20 protein-coding genes are annotated in these 20,322 nt (G+C 34.2%); 7 read left to right on the top strand and 13 right to left on the bottom strand.

Annotated elements, in window-relative coordinates; translation table 11 throughout:
* The first annotated feature begins 17 nt into the window (after nucleotides 1-17).
* Nucleotides 18-743, top strand: coding sequence for an RNA methyltransferase (locus tag BLS90_RS04180; protein ID WP_091255610.1), 726 nt, complete (start codon nucleotides 18-20; stop codon nucleotides 741-743).
* 48 nt (nucleotides 744-791) lie between these two features.
* On the opposite strand, the gene porT is transcribed toward BLS90_RS04180, so the two are convergent.
* The 4 genes from porT to BLS90_RS04155 form a co-directional block, all read right to left on the bottom strand.
* Entirely contained in the window at nucleotides 792-1,496 is a 705-nt protein-coding gene (porT, locus tag BLS90_RS04175) for a type IX secretion/gliding motility protein PorT/SprT (protein ID WP_175455431.1), read from the bottom strand.
* A gap of 22 nt (nucleotides 1,497-1,518) precedes the next feature.
* The gene (gene ubiE / locus BLS90_RS04170; RefSeq protein WP_073352754.1) at nucleotides 1,519-2,250 is read right to left on the bottom strand and encodes a bifunctional demethylmenaquinone methyltransferase/2-methoxy-6-polyprenyl-1,4-benzoquinol methylase UbiE; all 732 of its coding nucleotides are present in this window, start codon (nucleotides 2,248-2,250) and stop codon (nucleotides 1,519-1,521) included.
* A gap of 595 nt (nucleotides 2,251-2,845) precedes the next feature.
* Nucleotides 2,846-3,328, bottom strand: coding sequence for a dihydrofolate reductase (locus tag BLS90_RS04160; protein ID WP_091255608.1), 483 nt, complete (start codon nucleotides 3,326-3,328; stop codon nucleotides 2,846-2,848).
* Nucleotides 3,325-3,672 carry a 2TM domain-containing protein gene (locus tag BLS90_RS04155; protein WP_066083002.1) on the bottom strand — a complete coding sequence of 116 codons (348 nt, stop codon included), beginning with the start codon at nucleotides 3,670-3,672 and terminating at the stop codon, nucleotides 3,325-3,327. The genes BLS90_RS04160 and BLS90_RS04155 overlap by 4 nt, the downstream gene beginning before the upstream one ends.
* Nucleotides 3,673-3,909: 237 nt before the next feature.
* Here BLS90_RS04155 and BLS90_RS04150 point away from each other — a divergent pair, with 237 nt between their 5' ends.
* A complete protein-coding gene (locus BLS90_RS04150) occupies nucleotides 3,910-4,206 on the top strand; it encodes an isoamylase early set domain-containing protein (protein WP_091255606.1) in 297 nt (98 codons plus the stop codon).
* Nucleotides 4,207-4,231: 25 nt separating this feature from the next.
* Here BLS90_RS04150 and BLS90_RS04145 read toward each other — a convergent pair whose 3' ends face one another.
* From BLS90_RS04145 to BLS90_RS04115, 7 genes are all read right to left on the bottom strand, one after another.
* A complete protein-coding gene (locus BLS90_RS04145; RefSeq protein WP_091255604.1) occupies nucleotides 4,232-5,056 on the bottom strand; it encodes a thymidylate synthase in 825 nt (274 codons plus the stop codon).
* Nucleotides 5,057-5,120: 64 nt separating this feature from the next.
* Entirely contained in the window at nucleotides 5,121-5,750 is a 630-nt protein-coding gene (locus BLS90_RS04140; RefSeq protein WP_091255602.1) for a bifunctional nuclease family protein, read from the bottom strand.
* Nucleotides 5,751-5,896: 146 nt separating this feature from the next.
* Nucleotides 5,897-6,862: an electron transfer flavoprotein subunit alpha/FixB family protein gene (locus tag BLS90_RS04135; protein ID WP_091255599.1), complete on the bottom strand. Its 966-nt coding sequence runs from the start codon at nucleotides 6,860-6,862 to the stop codon at nucleotides 5,897-5,899.
* A gap of 72 nt (nucleotides 6,863-6,934) precedes the next feature.
* On the bottom strand, nucleotides 6,935-7,681 hold the full coding sequence (locus BLS90_RS04130) for an electron transfer flavoprotein subunit beta/FixA family protein (protein WP_091255597.1): 747 nt from the start codon (nucleotides 7,679-7,681) through the stop codon (nucleotides 6,935-6,937).
* Nucleotides 7,682-7,789: 108 nt separating this feature from the next.
* Nucleotides 7,790-10,438 (bottom strand): carboxypeptidase-like regulatory domain-containing protein, encoded by a 2,649-nt coding sequence (locus tag BLS90_RS04125; RefSeq protein WP_091255594.1) that lies wholly within the window; start codon nucleotides 10,436-10,438, stop codon nucleotides 7,790-7,792.
* Nucleotides 10,438-11,127 carry a GLPGLI family protein gene (locus BLS90_RS04120; RefSeq protein WP_091255591.1) on the bottom strand — a complete coding sequence of 230 codons (690 nt, stop codon included), beginning with the start codon at nucleotides 11,125-11,127 and terminating at the stop codon, nucleotides 10,438-10,440. The genes BLS90_RS04125 and BLS90_RS04120 overlap by 1 nt, the downstream gene beginning before the upstream one ends.
* A 60-nt stretch (nucleotides 11,128-11,187) precedes the next feature.
* Entirely contained in the window at nucleotides 11,188-11,460 is a 273-nt protein-coding gene (locus BLS90_RS04115; protein ID WP_139171386.1) for a hypothetical protein, read from the bottom strand.
* 391 nt (nucleotides 11,461-11,851) lie between these two features.
* On the opposite strand from BLS90_RS04115, the gene BLS90_RS04110 reads away from it, so the two are divergent.
* The 5 genes from BLS90_RS04110 to BLS90_RS04090 all read left to right on the top strand — a co-directional run bounded on the left by BLS90_RS04110 (nucleotide 11,852) and on the right by BLS90_RS04090 (nucleotide 19,361).
* Nucleotides 11,852-12,832, top strand: a complete 981-nt coding sequence (locus tag BLS90_RS04110; RefSeq protein ID WP_091255586.1) for a pyruvate dehydrogenase complex E1 component subunit beta — start codon at nucleotides 11,852-11,854, stop codon at nucleotides 12,830-12,832.
* A 132-nt stretch (nucleotides 12,833-12,964) separates the two neighbouring features.
* Nucleotides 12,965-15,451 (top strand): DUF5686 and carboxypeptidase-like regulatory domain-containing protein, encoded by a 2,487-nt coding sequence (locus BLS90_RS04105; protein WP_091255583.1) that lies wholly within the window; start codon nucleotides 12,965-12,967, stop codon nucleotides 15,449-15,451.
* Nucleotides 15,452-15,549: 98 nt separating this feature from the next.
* Nucleotides 15,550-16,152 carry a DNA-3-methyladenine glycosylase family protein gene (locus BLS90_RS04100; protein WP_091255580.1) on the top strand — a complete coding sequence of 201 codons (603 nt, stop codon included), beginning with the start codon at nucleotides 15,550-15,552 and terminating at the stop codon, nucleotides 16,150-16,152.
* Nucleotides 16,153-16,259: 107 nt separating this feature from the next.
* Entirely contained in the window at nucleotides 16,260-16,790 is a 531-nt protein-coding gene (locus tag BLS90_RS04095; RefSeq protein WP_073352743.1) for an inorganic diphosphatase, read from the top strand.
* Between the two features lie 111 nt (nucleotides 16,791-16,901).
* Nucleotides 16,902-19,361, top strand: coding sequence for a sodium-translocating pyrophosphatase (locus tag BLS90_RS04090; protein ID WP_091255578.1), 2,460 nt, complete (start codon nucleotides 16,902-16,904; stop codon nucleotides 19,359-19,361).
* Between the two features lie 67 nt (nucleotides 19,362-19,428).
* On the opposite strand, the gene BLS90_RS04085 is transcribed toward BLS90_RS04090, so the two are convergent.
* The gene (locus tag BLS90_RS04085; protein WP_091255575.1) at nucleotides 19,429-19,797 is read right to left on the bottom strand and encodes a helix-turn-helix domain-containing protein; all 369 of its coding nucleotides are present in this window, start codon (nucleotides 19,795-19,797) and stop codon (nucleotides 19,429-19,431) included.
* Between the two features lies 1 nt (nucleotide 19,798).
* Nucleotides 19,799-20,095: a type II toxin-antitoxin system HigB family toxin gene (locus BLS90_RS04080; RefSeq protein WP_091255572.1), complete on the bottom strand. Its 297-nt coding sequence runs from the start codon at nucleotides 20,093-20,095 to the stop codon at nucleotides 19,799-19,801.
* Nucleotides 20,096-20,322: the final 227 nt, after the last annotated feature.

Below are 20,322 nucleotides of genomic sequence, written 5' to 3'. Positions count from 1 at the left end.
CAAAAGTACATTATTTTATGGTTAGTAAAAACCAAATAAAGCTTATAACGAGTTTGCAGCAAAAAAAATATAGGATTGCCAATAAATTATTTTTTGCCGAAGGTGTAAAAGGAATTCAGGAGCTGTTGGATTCTAATTTTGAGTTGGAACATTTGTACACTACTCAAAATGATTTTGGTCAAGTTTTTAAAGAAAAAAAAACGATTATTACTGAAAATGATTTGAGAAAAATAAGTGCGTTGGCAACACCTAATTCTTGTTTGGCTCTTTTTAAAATGCCTTCGGAAAAACCAATAATGCAAACTGGTTTAATCGTAGCGCTTGACTCGATTAGGGATCCTGGAAATTTAGGAACTATATTACGCTTGTGTGACTGGTTTGGTATTCAGCAGGTTTTATGTTCAACTGAAACAGTAGACTTATTTAATCCAAAAGTGGTTCAGGCCACTATGGGCTCTATCGCTCGAGTCAATGTGAATTATATTAATTTAGATGCTTTTTTGACGCAGACTACAATGCCAATTTTTGGAACTTTTATGGATGGAACCAATATTTATAAGTCGGTCTTGCCAGAGCAAGGAATCATAATTATGGGTAATGAAGCCAATGGAATTTCTGCTTCACTTGAAAAATTGGTTCAAAATCGCCTTACCATACCTCGTTTTGGGGATCTGCAAAAAACAGAAAGTTTGAATGTAGCAACCGCAACGGCTATTGTCCTAAGTGAATTTCGTCGCGCTTAGTTAATTTCGATAAAACGAATGCTTTGCTAATCTACTAGAATTGACTTTCTAGTGGAAAGAAAAGTTTATAAATATTGCTCTAGTTTTTAATGACTCGATGTTTCCTGTCCATGGGCTGTTAGGATCGTTGTCGCGAATTAATTCATCATTGATACCCAAAACACCTCTTATTGACGGTGAAAATATAAAGTACTCTGAAAAAAGATCAATTCCAAAACCCAACTCGTAGTTAGTTGTCCATGATTTTACACGAAAACGTTGCTGCAAATTATCATCCATTATTTTTGCATTGCTGGATAAATTTAAAGTAGCAGACAGTCCTCCCAATAGGTAAGGACGAATATTTCCAGTTCTAAGCGAGGAGAGTTTCAGTAATAAGGGGAAATTGATGTACGTGCTGTTAACCTCTCGTAACGCATCTCCACTATTGGCAAAATTCGGATAATTTAAATCTCTTTTGGTATAGTACAATCCAGGTTCAAATCGCAAGTTAATGTATTCCTGTAGTTTTAAATCACCTATAATTCCTACATTAAAACCGGTTGTTTTTGTGACCAAAATATCAGGCGATTCTGTTTTATAGTCGATCTTAAAATCATAAGAATTGAATCCCAAATAAAAACCATAATAAACTCTTTTTTTTTGAAAATTCTCCAAATTAATAATTGGATCTCTACTAAAGATGTTTTTAGACCTTTGAGCATATCCATTTAGAATACAGACAAAAAAGAGTAAGGCAAATATTTTTCTCATGTTTATGCTAAAATCTTCAGTATTATTTTTTTGTTGCGGAATATATAGTAGCTACACCAAAAGTTTGAGGTAACGCCACAACATCTATAAACCCAATTTTTCTTAAAATATTGTTTAAAGCCTCACCATAAGGAAAAGCAGCCGCAGATTCTGATAAATATCCGTAAGCAACATCATCCTTAGAGAATAATTTTCCAATTATAGGTAAGATGTTTTTGCTATAAAATTTGTACCCTTGTTTATAAGGAGTTTTATCGGGTACTGAAGTTTCTAGAATCACAAAAACACCATTTGGTTTTAATACCCTCAAGATCTCTGCTAATCCTTTCTCTAATGTTTCAAAATTACGAACACCAAAAGCAACTGTGATGGCATCAAAGTAGTTGTCTTCAAAAGACATGTTTTCGGAGTCGCCAAGAACCATTTCAATAGTAGAAGATAGCTTTTTTTGATCAATTTTTTTCCTGCCTACGTCCAGCATTCCAGCAGAAATATCTAAACCAATTATTCTTTCAGCTTTAGTTTGTGCCATTAATATAGCTAAATCTCCCGTTCCGGTTGCAATATCCAAAATTATTTTTGGATTGGATTTAGAGACCATTTGCAATACTTTTTTTCTCCATTTTAGGTCTATTCCAAAAGATATGACACGATTTAAATTGTCATAATTTCCAGAAATAGTGTCAAACATTTGAGCAACTTGTTCTTTTTTGCCTAAGGCAGAATCTTTATAGGGAGTTATCTTTTCGGACATTTTTTTTTGTTTGTACAAATATAAGATAAACTTGATGAACTTAAAATGAGTTTCAAAAATTAGAATTAAGTTTTCTTTTGACTCTTTTTTCAGGTTTTATGGAGCTTTAGTTGGCAAATTAAAAAAAAATGGTTTTTATCGAAATATCACTAAAAGTGGGTATTGTAACTCTAGTTTTTATTAATCAATTTTGGTGTTCAAGAAAGTAACCATATTATATGATTAAAAAAGAGTCGATGAGCCAAATCAAATGGATATTTTTAGCGCTACTTATCTCATTTGTTCTTGTAAGCTGTTTTGAAAGTACTGTTTTACAAAGCAGTATTGTATTTAAAGCGCAACATACGTTCTTAGGATTAAATTTGTTTTTGGAAATTTTAATTTTTTTCGTCTTTAGTACCTTCGTGGTATTTGGTATTAAAGGCTTTTTTGAGATGTATTCTCAAAAAACATCAAATATTATAATCTCCATTTCTGGAGTATTATTAGTGTTTGTAATATTTATTTTATGTTATCAAATACTCTTCCAAGACTAGGTCATTTCTTTAAATCAATGGTTAAAAAAAAACATCCCGTAAAAAGGATGTTTTTTATTTTATTTTCTAATGAAAGTGAGGTAGGTATATTCATACTTATGCTTGTCGTCTTTTTTATTAAACTCGGAGGCTTCAAGTTTCCATTCTGTATCAATAATTTCAGGGAAAAAAGCATCAGCTTCAAAACTTGCATGGACTCTTGTAAGTTCTATTTTATCAGCATAAGGAAGTCCTATCGTGTAAATTTCGCCACCTCCTATAATAAATGAATCTTGGTCTTGAGGACAGGCGCTCAGTGCTTTTTCAATACTATCGACAACTATGCAGCCTGGGGCTTGGTAGTCTTTTTGTCTCGTGATAATAATATGCGTTCGGTCTGGTAATGGTTTTTGGAGGCTTTCAAACGTCCTGCGTCCCATGATGATATAATGGCCAGATGTGAGTAGTCTAAATCTTTTATAATCGTTTGGCAGATGCCAGACTATTTTATTATCTTTCCCTAATGCGTTATTCTCGGCAGCTGCCGCAATCATTATAATCATAGTTTTGTACTATTATTAGGTTCGTCGTTTTCGATCTGAATCTGTAATTGTTCTACTTTCTTTTTCTGTAAAGCGACAAGGCGATCTATTTGTTCTCTTTCCCAGTCTTTATTCATAAATCGATCAGTGATGAAAATTTTGATAAAATGCAGTATAAACAAGAACAACCAGAATGTAATTATCCAAAGATACCAATCAGAAACTACGGTGCTGTTCAGGAAGTTGTGTCCAAGAAATAGCAATAAACTTCCTAAAACGAAAACGACAAAATGAAAATACAGTCGTTTTTTTTGTTTTATTCTTCTTCTAGCATATTCGTATTGTTCGTGTACTTCTTTTTCCATCGATCTTATTTTAGTTGATAAAGATAAAATTTATTTTGGAAAGTCGCTATTTTGGCTCTGTATTATTTTGGAAGAAAACGTTTTCTGATTTTTGAATTGCAATCTAAATCCCTTTAAATTCTTAAATTATTTATAAATTAACATAGTTTAAGGTATTCCATTAAATCTTCTTGCGGGCTATTGTAACTTCAATATGTTTTATTTACTTTGTTTCAGAAACCTATAAATGAAATAGTTATGTCGATTAAAAAACAATTTGTAAAAACAAAGCCCGTTTGTAAAGTTACTTTTTCAGTAAAAGCAGAAGGGGCAAATCAAGCTTCCGTTATTGGCGATTTTAACAATTGGAATGAAACTGAAGGTGTTCTTAGTAAATTAAAAAACGGAACTTTTAAAGGAGTTTTTGATTTAGATAAAGATGCTGCTTATGAATTTAAATACCTAATTGATGGTGCCTTTGTTAATGATCCTGAAGCCGATTCTTTTAAATGGAATGCCTTTGCAGGAAATGAAAACGGTGTTTTAGTAGTTTAACTAAAACACCGTTTTATTTGTTATATTATACTGCAACACTGCCTTTTATTGGAGGGTGTGGGTCATAACCTTCCAGTGTGAAGTCTTCAAAATCGAATGCGAAGATGTCTTTTATATTGGGATTCAAAATCATTTTTGGTAATGGTTTAGGTTCACGGGACAATTGCAAATCAAGTTGTTCAAAATGATTATTGTAAATGTGTGCATCACCAAAAGTGTGAATGAATTCACCCGGTTGCAAGTCGCAAACCTGAGCGATCATCATAGTAAGTAAGGCATAAGAGGCGATGTTAAAAGGAACGCCTAAGAAGATGTCAGCACTTCTCTGGTACAATTGACAGGATAATTTACCATCAGACACGTAAAACTGAAAGAAGGCATGACATGGAGGTAAAGCCGCTTTATTGTTGGTCACATTTTCGTCAAATGATTTTGTTGTGTCAGGAAGAACCGAAGGATTCCATGCCGAAACCAACATTCTGCGGCTGTTAGGATTGGTCTTTAGTTCTTTTATCAAATCTGATATTTGATCAATCTCTTCACTGTTCCAGTTGCGCCACTGATGGCCATAAACGGGTCCTAAATCTCCATTGGTGTCAGCCCAAGCATCCCAGATCTTAACACCGTTTTCCTTAAGGTATTTGATATTGGTATCGCCTTTTAAAAACCAAAGCAGTTCATAAATAATAGATTTTAAGTGCAATTTTTTTGTGGTAACCATTGGGAAACCTTCGTTCAAGTCGAAACGCATTTGGTATCCAAAGACACTTTTTGTTCCTGTTCCGGTACGGTCTCCTTTTTGACAACCGTTTTCCATAACGTGTTGCACTAAATCTAAATATTGCTTCATTTTTGGTGGATTCGGTGATTTTTAATTAGTTGCAATTAAATTGACTAATAACCGTAGTAACGATTTACGATTCTCTCTTCGAAATTTCATCTCTAATTTTTGCGGCTTTCTCATAATCTTCATGGGAAACGGCCTGATCAAGTAGTTCATTTAATTCCTGCAAACTGTGTTTCGAATAGGTTTCTCCAGATTTGTTGCTTTCTTCTTCCCGTCCAAAAGTGTCCGGATTAGAAAGTACATCGTCAATTTCTTGTGAGTCTTTATTTGGATCTAAAGGATTTGCTTTTAAATAAATCCCGGCTTTGTCCAAGATATTTTTGTACGTAAAAATAGGAGCATTAAAACGCAACGCGAGCGCAATCGCATCGGAAGTTCTGGCATCAATAATTTCTTCAATTTTATCTCTTTCGCAAATGATACTTGAATAAAAAACACCGTCTACTAATTTATGAATAATGACTTGTTTGACTACGATGTCAAAACGTTCTGCGAAGTTTTTGAACAAATCATGAGTCAAAGGACGTGGTGGTTTTATTTCTTTTTCCAAGGCAATGGCTATGGATTGGGCTTCAAAGGCGCCAATGACGATGGGTAATTTTCTTTCACCGTCAACCTCATTCAAGATCAAAGCATAGGCTCCGTTTTGAGTTTGACTATATGAAATTCCTTTTATAGATAATTTAACTAAGCTCATAATTGTTTTGATGGAAAAGTACAACGTACTTTTTTTTAATAAAAAGTAAGTGGCATTTTGAGAAAAAAAATGCTACTTAAAAGCAAAGATACAAATATCTTGATTTAAGTAGCATTTTAAATAATGTAATGATTTATTTTTCCTTGTTAATTCTGAGCTTTGAAAGCTTTGAATTTTTCAATTAATTGTGGAACAATTTCAAATGCATCTCCCACAATTCCGTAGTCAGCCACTTTAAAAAATGGTGCTTCGGGATCACTGTTGATGACCACTTTCACTTTAGAAGAGTTGATTCCCGCAATGTGTTGTATTGCTCCGGAAATTCCAATTGCAATATAAAGGTTTGTTGCTACTGGTTTCCCAGTTTGTCCTACGTGTTCTCCGTGAGGTCTCCATCCTAAATCAGAAACTGGTTTTGAACAAGCGGTTGCAGCTCCAAGAACTGTAGCTAATTCCTCTATCATTCCCCAGTTTTCCGGACCTTTTAATCCACGACCAGCCGAAACTACAATGTCAGCATCAGCAATGGAAACTTTTCCAGAAACTTTTTCAACCGATTCTACTTTTACACCAAAATCATTATCTCCAATGGTTGGGTTAAAATCTTCCTCCGTTAATGTTGAAGGTGTTTCAAAAATTCCATACGAGTTTTTAGCAAGTCCAAGCACTTTTACTTCTGTTGCAATTTCAGTAATATTGAATGCTTTGTTGGAGAACGCCGTTCTTTTTACCTGAAAAGGTGATGTAGAAACCGGTAATCCAACCACATTTGATGCATAACCAGCTTCTAAAGCTACTGAAACAAGGGAAGAAAGATAAATACTATCCGTTGTAGATGAAAGCAAAACTAATTTTACGTTTTCTTTTTCTGCGGCTTGTTTGATGACATCAGCGTAAGCTTTTGCTGTAAATCCTGATAATTTATCATTGTTTACTTTTAAAACTTTGTCTACTCCATATTTTGATAATTCCGAAACATCTCCTGCATTTACCGTTACAGCAGTAACCGTTGTTCCTAACGTTTCAGCTACTTTTTTCGCATAAGAAGCCAATTCGAATGCTACTTTTTTGAATTTTCCTTCTGCGTATTCCGCGTATATTAATATTGACATGATGATTTGTTTAAAGTTTAAAGTTTAAAGTTTAAAGTTTTGGAACTGAAAACTGAGACTGAAAACTGATTACTAGATTACTTTCGCTTCGTTGTGTAATAAATTGATTAATTCATCTAAATTGTCAGCAGAAATTAATGTCACCGCTGACTTAGGAGCTGGTTTTTCAAACTTTACTGCTTTTGTATTTACAGTAGCGTCAACTGGCTCTAGAATTGTCAATGCTTTTGTTCTTGCAGTCATAATTCCTCTCATGTTTGGAATACGCAAGTCTTTTTCTTCCACTAATCCTTTTTGTCCACCAATGATTAAAGGCAAAGTAGTAGCAACTGTTTCTTTTCCACCATCAATTTCACGAACTGCTTTTACGTTAGTTCCATCAACAGTAAGGCTAGTGCAAGAATTAAGGAAATTGTAGCCTAAAATTCCGGCTATCATTCCAGGAACCATTCCGCCATTATAATCTAAAGATTCTTTTCCAGCGATAATTACATCGTACCCTCCGTTTTTGATTACTTCAGCAAGTTGTTTGGCTACAAAAAATCCATCAGTAGGAATTGCGTTTACACGAATTGCTTCGTTAGCGCCTATTGCCAATGCTTTTCTTAAAGTTGGTTCGGTTTCTGGTCCTCCAACATTTACTACAGTTACTGTTGCGCCTTGTTGTTCTTGGAACCAAATAGCACGGGTTAAACCAAATTCGTCATTAGGATTGATTACATATTGTACTCCATTAGTGTCAAATTCAGAATCACCGTTGACAAAGTTAATTTTTGAAGTAGTATCAGGAACGTGACTGATGCAAACTAATATTTTCATACTTATATATTTTATTATTCATAATTTCTTTTACAAATTTAAAATATTAATTTGAATAATATACTATGCATGCATAATATTTTCACTAACTACTACGTTTTCGTTACTTTACAGTTTAAATTTAATATTTAACAAATAATACCCTGTTAGCGATTGAGAAATTCTTTCTTCTGTGAAATTATCGAATCGAGTTAGTGTAATTTGTTCGTAATTTTTAATGTTCAGAATGTCATGTGCTATTACGCTTATTTCGACTTTTGACTTTGGGAAATTTACACGAAGTCTTGGACTGAGCTGATAAATTTCGTTGGACGAAGTGGAAGCTCTTATTTTTTTGTAAGAGAATTTGTTTACCAATGAGATAGTATTGGAAATTTTAAAACTAGTTTCGACAAAAGGGTTTACTATTGAAATGCGACTATTAAAAAGGACATCTTTATATACGTCTTTTGATGTTGCCACTCCGGTTTCAAATTGTAAACTGGTTTGTCTTAATCTTGATATAAAAGAAAGATATCCAGAAGTCGATTCTGTTTTTAAATTTTGATTGAGGTTATTTGAAAATAAAATTTTAGAACTGGACGAATAAGAAGCACTTGCTCTAATTGAAAAGGGAATGAAAGAAAGTGTTTTCTCTGAATAAAGCATCGAGTTAAAGCGATTTTCAAAGGGAGCCAGCTGATATTGAATTAAATTTACCGCTGCATCGGCACTGGAGTTATTGGAAATGATATTTGTTGCCTTATAATATGAAAGATTAGAAATAATGGATAATTTTCTTTTATTGTTAAAATAGAAATAATCAATTCCTACTTGATTGTTTGGTGACACACTGTTTAATCTAAGGTTTACATTTGAGTAAATGGTTCTGTAATCACTAATAATACTGTTAGGTATTAGATTTTCTGCTTGTGTGAGGCCGTTGTTTCTGGAAAAAGAAAATTTGATATAATGATTGGAGCTAAAGTCTGTTTTTAAGCTTATTTTGGGTGTAAATAACCACTTTGTATCGGTTGAATTGTCCATTTTAAATTGAATTCTGGAGTACGATAAAGCAGATGAGAATGTCGTTTTGGCTGAAAATTTAAATTTAGTTTGTAATCCAAAACTTTGAACGCTGTTTTCTGTGACTACGTCATTTTCAAATTGCGAAAACTGCTCTTCAGCACTTTTATAATTATCTTTTCTTGAAGAGGACTCCATGAAAAGTGCGTTGGCTGTTTTTTTTACATTGAAGATGTAATTGGCATTCACATCTATATTGTTCTTATTTAAGTCGCTATTCTGAATAATTTTGTAAGCATTGTTCTCAAAGTTTAAAGCTAAAAAAGGAAGGTCGGATTCGATATTTAAAAGGTTTGATTTTTTGAGAATTTGCTGTTTTAAAGAAAAATTAAAGCCTCTGTTATTTTCGAAAAGTGTAGCGAAATTCAATTGATGATTAAAGGAGTAGTCTTTTAATTCTGTCGCGTTATTTAATTGGTTTGCGTTGTTGTCAATTTCAATTGAATTGGTTTTACTTATGCCCGAAAAGAACCCTTTATAGCTGATTAATGTTTTTTCATTTGGTTTGTGGGCAATATCTATAGAGGAATTAGTAAAAACGGTTTCTTCATTGCTAAATCTGCTGTCTTTATTGGAGAAAACACCAGAGTTGGAGGAGTAGAATTGCGTATTTGACTGTTGTTCAATTTGATCTACACTATTAAAAATCGAGTAAAAGTTGACCTGCGTTTTTTTATTGGGCGAATATTTTAGATTTAAACCGGTGAAATAGGAGGATCGTTCTTTTACATTATTGCCAATAGTTAAAAACCGAGGTAAATCATCATTTTTCGAAAATGTGGTTTCACCAATGGTACCGTTTTCTTTTTGGTTTGTAAATTTGGTATAATCGTCAATGTTCATGGAAAGTTCCCCCGTATTATTGGAATCGCTAATCAGACTAAATAACGTTTTTTTGCTAAAATTGAATAGTGTGGCGTGCAATTTATATTTGTTATCGCCAGCTCCCGCGGATACGTTTCCTGTAAGTTTATTTTTAAATTGTTCTTTGATGTTGATGTTTAATGCAGTAATCTCAGATTTATTGTCTTTTTTAATAGTCTTAAATTCAGTATAGTTTTTTATTAACTCAATATTTTTAACCATTTCAGCAGTGATGTTTTCAGTGGCTATTTTTTGTTGATTAATAAAAAATTCCTCTCCATCAATTAAAAGTTTGTCTACTTCTTTTCCATTTGCTTTGATTTTGCCTTGAGAGTCTATGTCTAAGCCGGGTAATTTTTTGATGACATCCTTTAGCGTTTCTTCGGTTCCATTTAGGAATTTTTCAATTCGGTATCTTAGTGTGTCGCCAATTTCAGTCATTCCGGAAGCCTCGTTTTTAATGATTACATTTTCCAGATCAATTTTGTTTTCTTCGAGTGTAATTTTCCCTACGTCTAGCAAATTATTTGTTATTTCAATTTCCTTTGTGAACGACTTTAAACCCAAATAGCTTATTTTTAGGATATATAAACCTTTCTTGTCTAACTCTAAGCGAAAATTTCCTGAAGTGTCAGAAAAGGAAAAAGCGATTGTTTTATCATTTTCGGTATCTTTTATTTGTATGTTGACTTGACTTATTGGTTTATTAGAACTGTCCAGGACTGAGCCGGTAACACTGTTTTGAGAGAATATAGGTACAGTAATCAATAAAAAAAAGCATAGAAACTGCTTTTTAAGTGAAGAAATATCTTGATAAAAAGGAATCATTACTTAGCACTTTGTTTGGAATAGTCACTGAAACTTAATTCAGGCGCACTGTTGTTAGGCTCTTCGATTGGTGTGTTTTCTTTACTGAAAACTAATTTGTCAAAAGTTAGCATTGTATTGTCATTAATCTCTATTTGAATAATGAATCCCGGTAATCCGTTATAGTGCATTGGTCCGTCGTTTACAGGGATTTGATCAGTGTACCACGCAACAATAGATTGACTGGAGTTGAATGCAGTGTTTATTGTTGTGGCTTTTTTACAAGTGTAGCCGTTAATAGTTTTGTTCTCATTAATTAATTTCCAGTCGAAAGAGGGTAAAGTTTCTTTAACATTTGTGTTTTTTTCATTTCGAGTGAAAAGTACTTTATATTTTTTTAAATCAAAATTTTTATAATATGTGATCGAAGAAGACCTATTAACCGTGGACGTAGTTTCATATTTTTTTCCGTATTTTTCAATGTACGTTGTGTCTATTGAAGATTTTTCCACAGAAATTAATTTTTGAATTGATTTTTTTTCTGAAAACACATAAGAGAATGTCATGGGTTTAGCTGCTTTTTTAGACAATTCAGTTTCGTCTCCAATTCCTTTTAATGGCGTTTCAGTTAGAATACCTTTTAAAGTTTGGCCATAAGATTGATTTATAAGTACTGCTAAAAAAAATAGAATTACGAGTTTGATTTTCATGAGATGTGGTTTGATGAAATTTGACAGGGAATTTTCCCTGTCAAATTATGGATTAGTTTACTATTCCTGTGTTAATGATGGAGACAAATCATACCATGTACATTTATATGTCGTGGTAACAGTAGTTTCACCATTGAAATCATTAACTGTTGTAGATTCAGAGATTTTATAGCAAAACCAAACATCTTTTTCTTCTACAGTTTTCGTTTTTGTGTTTTCTTCTCTTGTTAATTGTAATTTTTCAGTGTTGCTAACAGTTTTTGACTCGTTATTGGCTACCGCTAATCCAGAGAAAGCAATTAACGCAACTGCTGTAAATAATAATTTTTTCATAGTATAATGTTTTAAGGTTATACTTGCTAAATAAAAAAAAAAAATCAATTCTTGCAAGAAAAAACTTGATTTTTTTATAATTTTAAATTCAAGGTAGTTGTATTTTTAAAATCGGTTATAATCATTTGTCAGTTCTAGTAAAACTATCATACTAAAATAATTAAGGTTTATTACATCGATTTCGTAGCCCGGATAGCAGTGGCATCCTTCCTGTGGTTTCTTTAACCACAGGAAGATACAGCGGATAGCCGGAAATTGCTCCTCAAAATTATCGCAGTAAATCCTGAATTAATTTAGAGTAATTTATGCTTTTAAGTGATATTAAATATTTATTTTTGCTGTGCGAAAATTATCCTTTGACTGCGCTCAGGAGGACAAAATATAAAAAAATATGAGAACGATACAATTTAGAGAGGCCATTTGCGAAGCGATGAGTGAAGAAATGCGTCACGATGAGTCCATATACTTAATGGGTGAAGAAGTTGCAGAATATAATGGTGCTTATAAAGCATCTAAAGGTATGCTAGCTGAATTTGGCGAGAAAAGAGTCATTGATACTCCAATCGCAGAGCTTGGTTTCACTGGTATTGCAGTGGGATCAGCGATGAATGGATGCAGACCGATTGTGGAATACATGACGTTCAATTTTTGTTTAGTGGGGATTGACCAAATTATAAACAATGCTGCCAAAATGCGTCAGATGACCGGTGGACAATTTAATGTACCAATCGTTTTTCGTGGTCCAACAGCTTCGGCAGGACAATTAGGAGCGACGCACTCCCAAGCATTAGAAAACTGGTTTGCGAATACTCCGGGTCTTAAAGTGGTGGTTCCATCTACAGTTTATGATGCTAAAGGTTTGTTGAAAGCGGCTATTCGTGATAACGATCCTGTGATTTTCATGGAATCTGAACAGATGTATGGCGATAAAGGGGAGGTTCCAGATGGTGAATATGTAATTCCGTTAGGGGTTGCGGATATCAAGCGTGAAGGTACGGATGTAACAATTGTTTCTTTTGGAAAAATCATCAAAGAAGCGCATATTGCTGCTGATGAATTAGCCAAAGAAGGTATTTCTTGTGAAATTATCGATTTGAGAACCGTACGTCCTATGGATTATGAGACGATTTTAACATCGGTTAAAAAAACTAATAGATTAGTAGTTCTTGAGGAAGCTTGGCCTTTTGCAAGTGTGGCTTCGGAAATCACATACATAGTTCAAGAACGCGCTTTTGATTTCTTGGATGCGCCTATTCAACGCATCACAACAGCAGATACGCCAGCGCCGTATTCTCCTGTGTTATTAAAAGAATGGTTACCAAATGCTGGGGATGTGGTAAAAGCGGTTAAAAAAGTACTGTATAAAAAATAGTCGTTTTTGATACATTCGTCTTTAGATAAAATTTAACAATTGGAATGCTAAACCACGAATAATCAAATACTGTAATTAACTATATTTGAAACTTCATCAATTATCTTTGATGAAGTTTTTTTTTGAATGATTATGAAAAAGAATGTCTTGTTTCTCTTGGTTTTTTTGTTTGTTTCTGCAAATGCTGTATTTGCACAAACAAAAGTAAGCGGTGTTGTGGTTGATAAGCAAAATCAGCCGATTCCTTTTGCTAATGTAGTTTTCAAAGGTTCCAGTGAAGGAATTGTCACTAATGAGGATGGTAGGTTCTATCTTGAATCCCAAAAATCGTACACCACTTTGATAATTTCGTCAGTAGGATTTTCTGAAAAAGAAATTACGTTAGACAAGGCAGTAAATTATAATTTTAAAATTCAATTAAGTGAAGCCGAAAGCTTAAACGAAGTTGTGGTTTTTGCGGGGAAAACATCAAAAAAAGACAATCCTGCGCTAGACATTCTGAGAAAAATTTGGGAAAGAAAACGTAAAAATGGACTTTATTTGTACGATCAATACCAGATGGAAAAGTATGAAAAAATAGAATTTGACATGAATTCTATTGATAGCGCTTTTATGAAGAGCACTCTTTTTAAGGGGATGGAATTTATTTTCAACCAAATGGATACTTCAAGAATTACGGGTAAGACGTACCTGCCCATTTTTGTCAACGAATCCTTGAATGATGTTTACGGAGATAACAAACTAAAGAAACTGAAAGAGAAAATAAAAGCCAGTAAAACATCTGGTTTTAACGGAAATCAACAGATTTTGACTTTTGTGAAAGATTTGTATTCCATTTATGATATTTATAATAATTACTTAACCTTTTTTGACAAAAGTTTCACCAGTCCGTTATCTAAAACTGGGATTGATGTTTACAATTATGTATTGAAAGACAGTGCCTATATTGATGATAAATGGTGTTTTAATATTGTTTTCTATCCAAGACGCAAGAACGAATTGACTTTTAAAGGCGATTTCTGGGTTAACGATACCACTTATGCCATCAAGAAAATTAATATGGCTGTGACTAAGAGTGCCAATATTAACTGGGTGAAAGAAATTTACCTTGAGCAAGAATTTGAAGTGGTTAGTGATTCGGTTTTTTTATTGACAAAGGATTATTTGATGTCCGATTTTGCTTTAAACAAAAAAGAAAAATCAAAAGGGGTTTACGGCAAAAGGACAACTTACTACAGAAACCATCGGTTTAACATAGAAAAACCAGTTGCTTTTTATAAAGATGAGGTCAATTATATGGATGCAGATGTCTATAATAAATCCGATGAATACTGGGATGAAAATCGATTTGAGAATTTGACTAAAGATGAATTGGGCGTGTATAAAATGCTCGATACGTTGCAAACTGTAAGGAAGTTTAAACAGATTTATAGTACGGTTCAAGTATTGGCAAGCGGTTTTTTACAGTTTGGAAATTTTGATTACGGTCCTATTTTTTCCACTTTTGGTTATAACGAAGTTGAAGGCGTTCGATTGCGAGCAGGAGGAAGAACGTATTTTGGTACAAACGACAGTTGGCGTATACAAGGTTACACGGCATATGGTTTTAAAGACGAGAAATTCAAATACGGATTGTCTGGAAAATGGATGGTCGATAAGAAAAAACGAATCATTTTGTCCGGAGGCAACAGACGTGATATTGAGCAAATTGGTGCGAGTTTGACGACTACCTATGATGTTTTGGGACGAAGCTTTGCCTCTTCTTCTGTATTTTCATCAGGAAATAATGGAAAATTGACGAACATCAACCTGAGTAATATTGCGGTGGAAATAGAGCCGGTTAAAAATTTAATTTTCCAAACCGGAATTTCCTATCGCACGCTCGAAACTGCATCGCCAACTTTTAGTTTAGATTATTACACCGATATCGCAAATGCTGTTACAAAAAGCGATGTGAAACAATCAGAAGTTAACTTTCAGGTCGAATACACACCTAAAAGAAAAACTATTGGATTTGCAGTTGAACGCGAGAATGTCGACAGTCCGTACAGTCGCTTTTTTGTTAATTACAGTCATGGTTTCAAAGGATTATTGGATAGCGATTTTAAATATGATAAATTGCAATTATACTACAAACAGCCAATTATCATTGGACCACTAGGTCGCACGAATATTATTATGGAAGTGGGAAAAACTTTTGGAACTGTTCCCTTGGGATTAATGAGTGTTATTCCAGGAAATCAAACTTTTTTTACGTTAGAAAACACGTTCAGTAATCTTAATTTTTATGAATTCTTAGCTGATCAATATGCCACTTTGCAGTGGAATCATAACTTTAATGGGCGGCTTTTTTCCCGAATTCCATTTATGCGTAAACTCAATTGGAGGGAAATTGTATCGGTAAAAGGGGTTTATGGCACTATTTCAGATGAAAATAGAGCGATTAATGCCTCTGGTTTAGCCTACAATGCGCCCGAACAAGGGTATTGGGAATATAGCGCCGGGATTGGGAATATCTTTAAGGTAATCCGTATCGATTTTGCGTGGCGAGGCAATTATCTCAACACACCGGATACGAATCGTTTTACGGTAAAAGGATCGTTTGGGTTTAATTTTTAGGAGCTATTCCGGCTGTTCACTATATCTTTTTACAAGGCGAATAAAAATCGCCTTGTAAAAAGGATGCCGTTTCCATCCGGGCTAAAAAATATCAGATTATGCAAGAAGCTATCGACTACCTTTCAGAAAAAGATTCTATTTTCAAAGCAATTATAGAGCAATACGGAATGCCAACCATTCCCAAAAGACCGCAAGGTTTTGAGACTTTGGTATTATTGATTTTGGAACAACAAGTTTCTATTGATTCGGCGAAAGCGACTTTTTTGAAAATAAAAACCACTCTAAAAACGGTGGCACCCGAAATTCTTCTTCACATATCGGACGAGGAATTTAGGAGTCTTGGCGTAAGCCGTCAAAAAACGTCTTATATCAAAGCTTTGGCGACAGCCATTTTAAATAAAGAACTTGATTTAGAAAGTTTACCCAATAAAACGACTCAACGCGTGCGGGACGAACTCATTAAGATCAAGGGAATAGGAAACTGGACGATTGACATTTACCTAATGTTTTGTTTGGAAGCCCCAGATTTATTGCCTTTGGGAGATATTGCAGTCGTAAATACCATAAAGGAATTGCTGGACATTCATGATAAAGTGGCAATGGAAATCCATACTTTAAAATGGAGTCCGCATCGTTCCCTTGCTACCTATATTTTATGGCATCATTATTTGAATAAAAGAAATAGAACAGTAGTGTACTAAAGTACTCACTGTTAAAATTTAATGCAGAGATAACAGCAATTTTTTATTGTAAAAAGAGATAGTTTCCTTACTTTTGCACCCATAAATATAGAAAAGAAAAAACTAAAATGACTGCAGACAAATTAACAACTTTCGATGTCTTAATCGAAATACCAAGAGGAAGTAGAAATAAATACGAATATGATTTCGAAATAAAAAGAATGCGTTTTGACAGAATGTTATTTTCTTCAATGATGTATCCTGCCGATTACGGATTTATTCCGGAAACATTAGCTTTAGACGGAGATCCATTAGATGTATTGGTTTTAGTTAACGAACCAACTTTTCCTGGATGTGTAATGGAAGTAAAACCTATTGGTGTTTTCCACATGGCCGATGATAAAGGTCCAGATGAAAAAGTAATCTGTGTGCCGGTTTCAGATCCAATTTGGAATTCGCTAAATGACTTGTCAGACATGAATCCACACCTATTAAAAGAAATTGAGCACTTTTTCCAAGTGTACAAAGACCTTGAAAACAAAAAAGTAGATGTAGGTGGTTGGGGAGATGTAAACGAGGCCTATGCTATCATTAAGGAGTGTACGGAGCGTTTTAATCAAATTGAGAACAAACCAGAAGGATTATTTAGTATAAGATAAATAATTTTCATGATTTTTATAAATAAAGCAATATTCCGTTAGGAGTATTGCTTTTTTGTTTAAATTCGTTTGGTTACACTATAATTATTAACTAAAAACCAAACCAAAATTATGAATACAATTATGATTTATTTGCCAATCGCCATGGCATTCATTGGACTGGCATTTATGTTTACAAAACGAGCATGGGTTTTAAAACAAGATCCAGGCGACGGTAAAATGAAGGAGATCTCAGATTACATTTACGAAGGAGCCTTGGCTTTCTTAAAAGCGGAATATAGGTTATTGACTTTCTTTGTCATTGGAGCAAGCGCTGTTTTAGCCGGAATTTCATTTATCGTTCCTACGACACATATATTAATAGTAGTTGCATTTATTTTTGGTGCTTTTTTCTCGGCTTTAGCGGGGAATATGGGAATGAAAATTGCAACAAAAACTAATGTTAGAACTACACAGGCTGCACGTACTAGTTTGCCACAAGCTTTAAAAGTTTCTTTTGGTGGTGGAACAGTCATGGGATTAGGAGTTGCGGGTTTAGCCGTACTAGGATTGACCACTTTCTTTATATTTTTCTTTCACTTTTTTATGAATGGAGTTTGGACGTCAACAGAAGACATGACTATTGTTCTGGAAACATTAGCCGGATTTTCTCTTGGAGCGGAATCAATCGCTTTGTTTGCCAGAGTTGGTGGTGGAATTTACACGAAAGCTGCTGATGTTGGAGCGGATTTAGTTGGGAAAATAGAAGCTGGAATTCCTGAAGATGATCCGCGTAATCCGGCTACAATTGCGGACAATGTAGGCGATAATGTGGGAGATGTTGCCGGAATGGGTGCCGATTTATTTGGTTCTTATGTGGCAACTGTTTTAGCGGCGATGGTTCTAGGGAATTACGTGATCAAAGATATGGGCGGAAATATTCAAGATGCTTTTGGAGGCATTGGACCTATTTTATTGCCAATGGCAATCGCCGGTTTTGGAATTTTATTTTCGATTATTGGAACGATGTTAGTGAAAATTACGGATGATAATGCAAAAGAAGCACAAGTTCAAAAAGCATTAAACATAGGAAACTGGGTTTCAATTATTTTAACAGCGGTTGCTTGTTTCTTTTTAGTCCAATATATGTTGCCAGAAACCATGAAAATGGACTTCTTCGGAGAAGGGACTAAAGAAATTTCATCCATGCGCGTTTTCTATGCTACAATAGTTGGATTAGTAGTTGGAGCCGTTATTTCATCAGTAACCGAATATTATACTGGTTTGGGTACAAAACCTGTTATGGCGATTGTGCAAAAATCAAGCACGGGAGCAGGTACAAATGTAATTGCAGGTTTAGCAACGGGAATGATTTCTACCTTTCCTACTGTTTTATTATTTGCTGCTGCAATTTGGACTTCTTATGCTTTTGCAGGATTCTACGGTGTGGCTTTGGCGGCTTCAGCGATGATGGCAACAACAGCGATGCAATTAGCGATTGATGCTTTTGGACCCATATCAGATAACGCGGGTGGAATTGCGGAGATGAGCGAATTGCCAAAAGAAGTACGTACAAGAACGGACATTTTAGATTCTGTAGGAAACACAACTGCAGCAACTGGAAAAGGATTTGCAATCGCTTCGGCAGCTTTGACTTCATTGGCTTTGTTTGCGGCTTATGTTACGTTTACAGGAATTGACGGGATCAATATTTTCAAAGCGCCAGTTTTAGCGATGTTATTTGTGGGTGGAATGATTCCTGTAGTTTTCTCGGCTTTGGCCATGAATTCTGTTGGAAAAGCTGCCATGGATATGGTTTATGAAGTGCGTCGTCAGTTTAGAGAGATTCCTGGAATTATGGAAGGAACCGGAAAACCGGAATATGCAAAATGTGTCGATATTTCTACCAAAGCCGCTTTGCGCGAAATGATGCTGCCCGGAATTCTGACTATTGGTTTCCCAATCGCGATTGTTCTTTTAGGGAAGTTGGTGTATTCAGATAACAACCAGTTAATTGCCGAAATGCTGGGAGGTTATATGGCCGGAGTTACCGTTTCGGGTGTGCTTTGGGCTGTTTTTCAAAACAATGCCGGAGGTGCTTGGGACAACGCTAAAAAATCTTTTGAAGCAGGAGTTTTAATTAATGGTGAGATGACGTACAAAGGTTCTGATGCGCATAAAGCGGCGGTGACTGGTGATACTGTGGGAGATCCGTTCAAAGATACTTCTGGACCATCCATGAATATTTTGATTAAATTGACGTGTTTGATTGGTTTGGTTATTGCACCAATTTTAGGAAACGGAAGCCATACAATTTCTGGTACTGCTATGTGCTGTGCTACTTCTGAAATGTGTACTTCAATGTCAAAAGAAGAGTGTATGGCAAAAGGATGTGACAGTAAAACGTGTAAATTCATGAATGCTTCCGCAGCAGTAACTGAAATGGTTTCGAAAGAAGTTACGATCGAAAAAACCAATGTTGATGGAGAAGTAAAAGCGACTATTAAAACTAATATTAACGGAAAAGAAAACATTCAAAGTTTTGAAGGAACTGATGCAGAAGTTCAGGCTAACATCGATGCTTTGAAGTAATCAGCTTATTATCATAAATAAAAAATGCCTCGCAATTGTGAGGCATTTATTGTTTTAAATTAAAAAATTATTGTTCTAATGCATATTCTCTGATTAAAGTAGAAGCTGGAATATGAAGTGTTTCTGTTAAAACTCTAATTTGTTTAATTGTTAAAGCTCTTTTACGTTTGAAAATTTCAGTTACTCTAGATCGACTGTTTAAAATCACTCCTAAATCAGCATCTGTAAGTCCGTTTTGTTCCATCATGAACTTAATCGCTTCAATTGGATCTGGCTCAGGAATAGGATAATGTATCTGTTCATATTTTTCTATTAAAGTGACTAGAATATCTAATTCATCGCCTTCATCTGTATTTGGTTTAGCGTTAAAAAGAACATTGATTCTTTCTAAAGCTAAATCATAATCTTTTTCTGTTTTTATAGGACGTATTTCCATTTTATAAGTTTTTAATGTCTTTCAAATCGTCATATTCGGTATGAGTTCCTATAAATAAAATATAGACAATTTGTGTTGCATAATTAATTTTCACGATTAATCGGTAATGATTGCCACAAATATTGAAAACCACTTTGTTGTTACCTACAAAATCTGCCGAGCCGAAAATTGATTTTATGGAATTCGAATTCTCAAATACTTTTTTATCAAATACCTGATACCAAGCTAATAATTGCTGTTTTGAGTTTGGATATTGCTCCCAAAAATTTTGTAAGGTTCTTTTAGCGATTATTCTCACACATTATTTTCTATGTCAAAGATAGTTAGAAATTCCCTATTTGGGAAAAATTAATTTTTTGTTTTAATTTATTAATCAGTGACTTATGAAAATGTATATCAGTTGATTTGTGGTGCGGGTTTAAAATTTAATTATAGAATGATAGTTTTTGATAAAATGCTATTAATGGCATTTATAATTTAGGAGAAGGCAATTAGTAAAACAAATGTAAATACATAAAAATCTTT

Source organism: Flavobacterium omnivorum (genome assembly GCF_900099915.1).
GTDB classification, from domain to species: domain Bacteria; phylum Bacteroidota; class Bacteroidia; order Flavobacteriales; family Flavobacteriaceae; genus Flavobacterium; species Flavobacterium omnivorum.
The sequence above is the reverse complement of the archived record's forward strand: the minus strand, read 5'-3'. Positions and strand labels throughout refer to the sequence as shown.

What these genes read in the sequence shown, in the direction of transcription:
- ubiE (WP_073352754.1), bottom strand. Translation starts at nt 2,250, where the DNA reads ATGTCCGAAAAGATAACTCCCTATAAAGATTCTGCCTTAGGCAAAAAA.
- porT (WP_175455431.1), bottom strand. Translation starts at nt 1,496, where the DNA reads ATGAGAAAAATATTTGCCTTACTCTTTTTTGTCTGTATTCTAAATGGA.
- BLS90_RS04105 (WP_091255583.1), top strand. Translation starts at nt 12,965, where the DNA reads ATGAAAAAGAATGTCTTGTTTCTCTTGGTTTTTTTGTTTGTTTCTGCA.
- BLS90_RS04145 (WP_091255604.1), bottom strand. Translation starts at nt 5,056, where the DNA reads ATGAAGCAATATTTAGATTTAGTGCAACACGTTATGGAAAACGGTTGT.
- BLS90_RS04155 (WP_066083002.1), bottom strand. Translation starts at nt 3,672, where the DNA reads ATGGAAAAAGAAGTACACGAACAATACGAATATGCTAGAAGAAGAATA.
- BLS90_RS04160 (WP_091255608.1), bottom strand. Translation starts at nt 3,328, where the DNA reads ATGATTATAATGATTGCGGCAGCTGCCGAGAATAACGCATTAGGGAAA.
- BLS90_RS04135 (WP_091255599.1), bottom strand. Translation starts at nt 6,862, where the DNA reads ATGTCAATATTAATATACGCGGAATACGCAGAAGGAAAATTCAAAAAA.
- BLS90_RS04130 (WP_091255597.1), bottom strand. Translation starts at nt 7,681, where the DNA reads ATGAAAATATTAGTTTGCATCAGTCACGTTCCTGATACTACTTCAAAA.
- BLS90_RS04180 (WP_091255610.1), top strand. Translation starts at nt 18, where the DNA reads ATGGTTAGTAAAAACCAAATAAAGCTTATAACGAGTTTGCAGCAAAAA.
- BLS90_RS04110 (WP_091255586.1), top strand. Translation starts at nt 11,852, where the DNA reads ATGAGAACGATACAATTTAGAGAGGCCATTTGCGAAGCGATGAGTGAA.
- BLS90_RS04125 (WP_091255594.1), bottom strand. Translation starts at nt 10,438, where the DNA reads ATGATTCCTTTTTATCAAGATATTTCTTCACTTAAAAAGCAGTTTCTA.
- BLS90_RS04120 (WP_091255591.1), bottom strand. Translation starts at nt 11,127, where the DNA reads ATGAAAATCAAACTCGTAATTCTATTTTTTTTAGCAGTACTTATAAAT.
- BLS90_RS04100 (WP_091255580.1), top strand. Translation starts at nt 15,550, where the DNA reads ATGCAAGAAGCTATCGACTACCTTTCAGAAAAAGATTCTATTTTCAAA.
- BLS90_RS04090 (WP_091255578.1), top strand. Translation starts at nt 16,902, where the DNA reads ATGAATACAATTATGATTTATTTGCCAATCGCCATGGCATTCATTGGA.
- BLS90_RS04085 (WP_091255575.1), bottom strand. Translation starts at nt 19,797, where the DNA reads ATGGAAATACGTCCTATAAAAACAGAAAAAGATTATGATTTAGCTTTA.
- BLS90_RS04095 (WP_073352743.1), top strand. Translation starts at nt 16,260, where the DNA reads ATGACTGCAGACAAATTAACAACTTTCGATGTCTTAATCGAAATACCA.
- BLS90_RS04150 (WP_091255606.1), top strand. Translation starts at nt 3,910, where the DNA reads ATGTCGATTAAAAAACAATTTGTAAAAACAAAGCCCGTTTGTAAAGTT.
- BLS90_RS04115 (WP_139171386.1), bottom strand. Translation starts at nt 11,460, where the DNA reads ATGAAAAAATTATTATTTACAGCAGTTGCGTTAATTGCTTTCTCTGGA.
- BLS90_RS04140 (WP_091255602.1), bottom strand. Translation starts at nt 5,750, where the DNA reads ATGAGCTTAGTTAAATTATCTATAAAAGGAATTTCATATAGTCAAACT.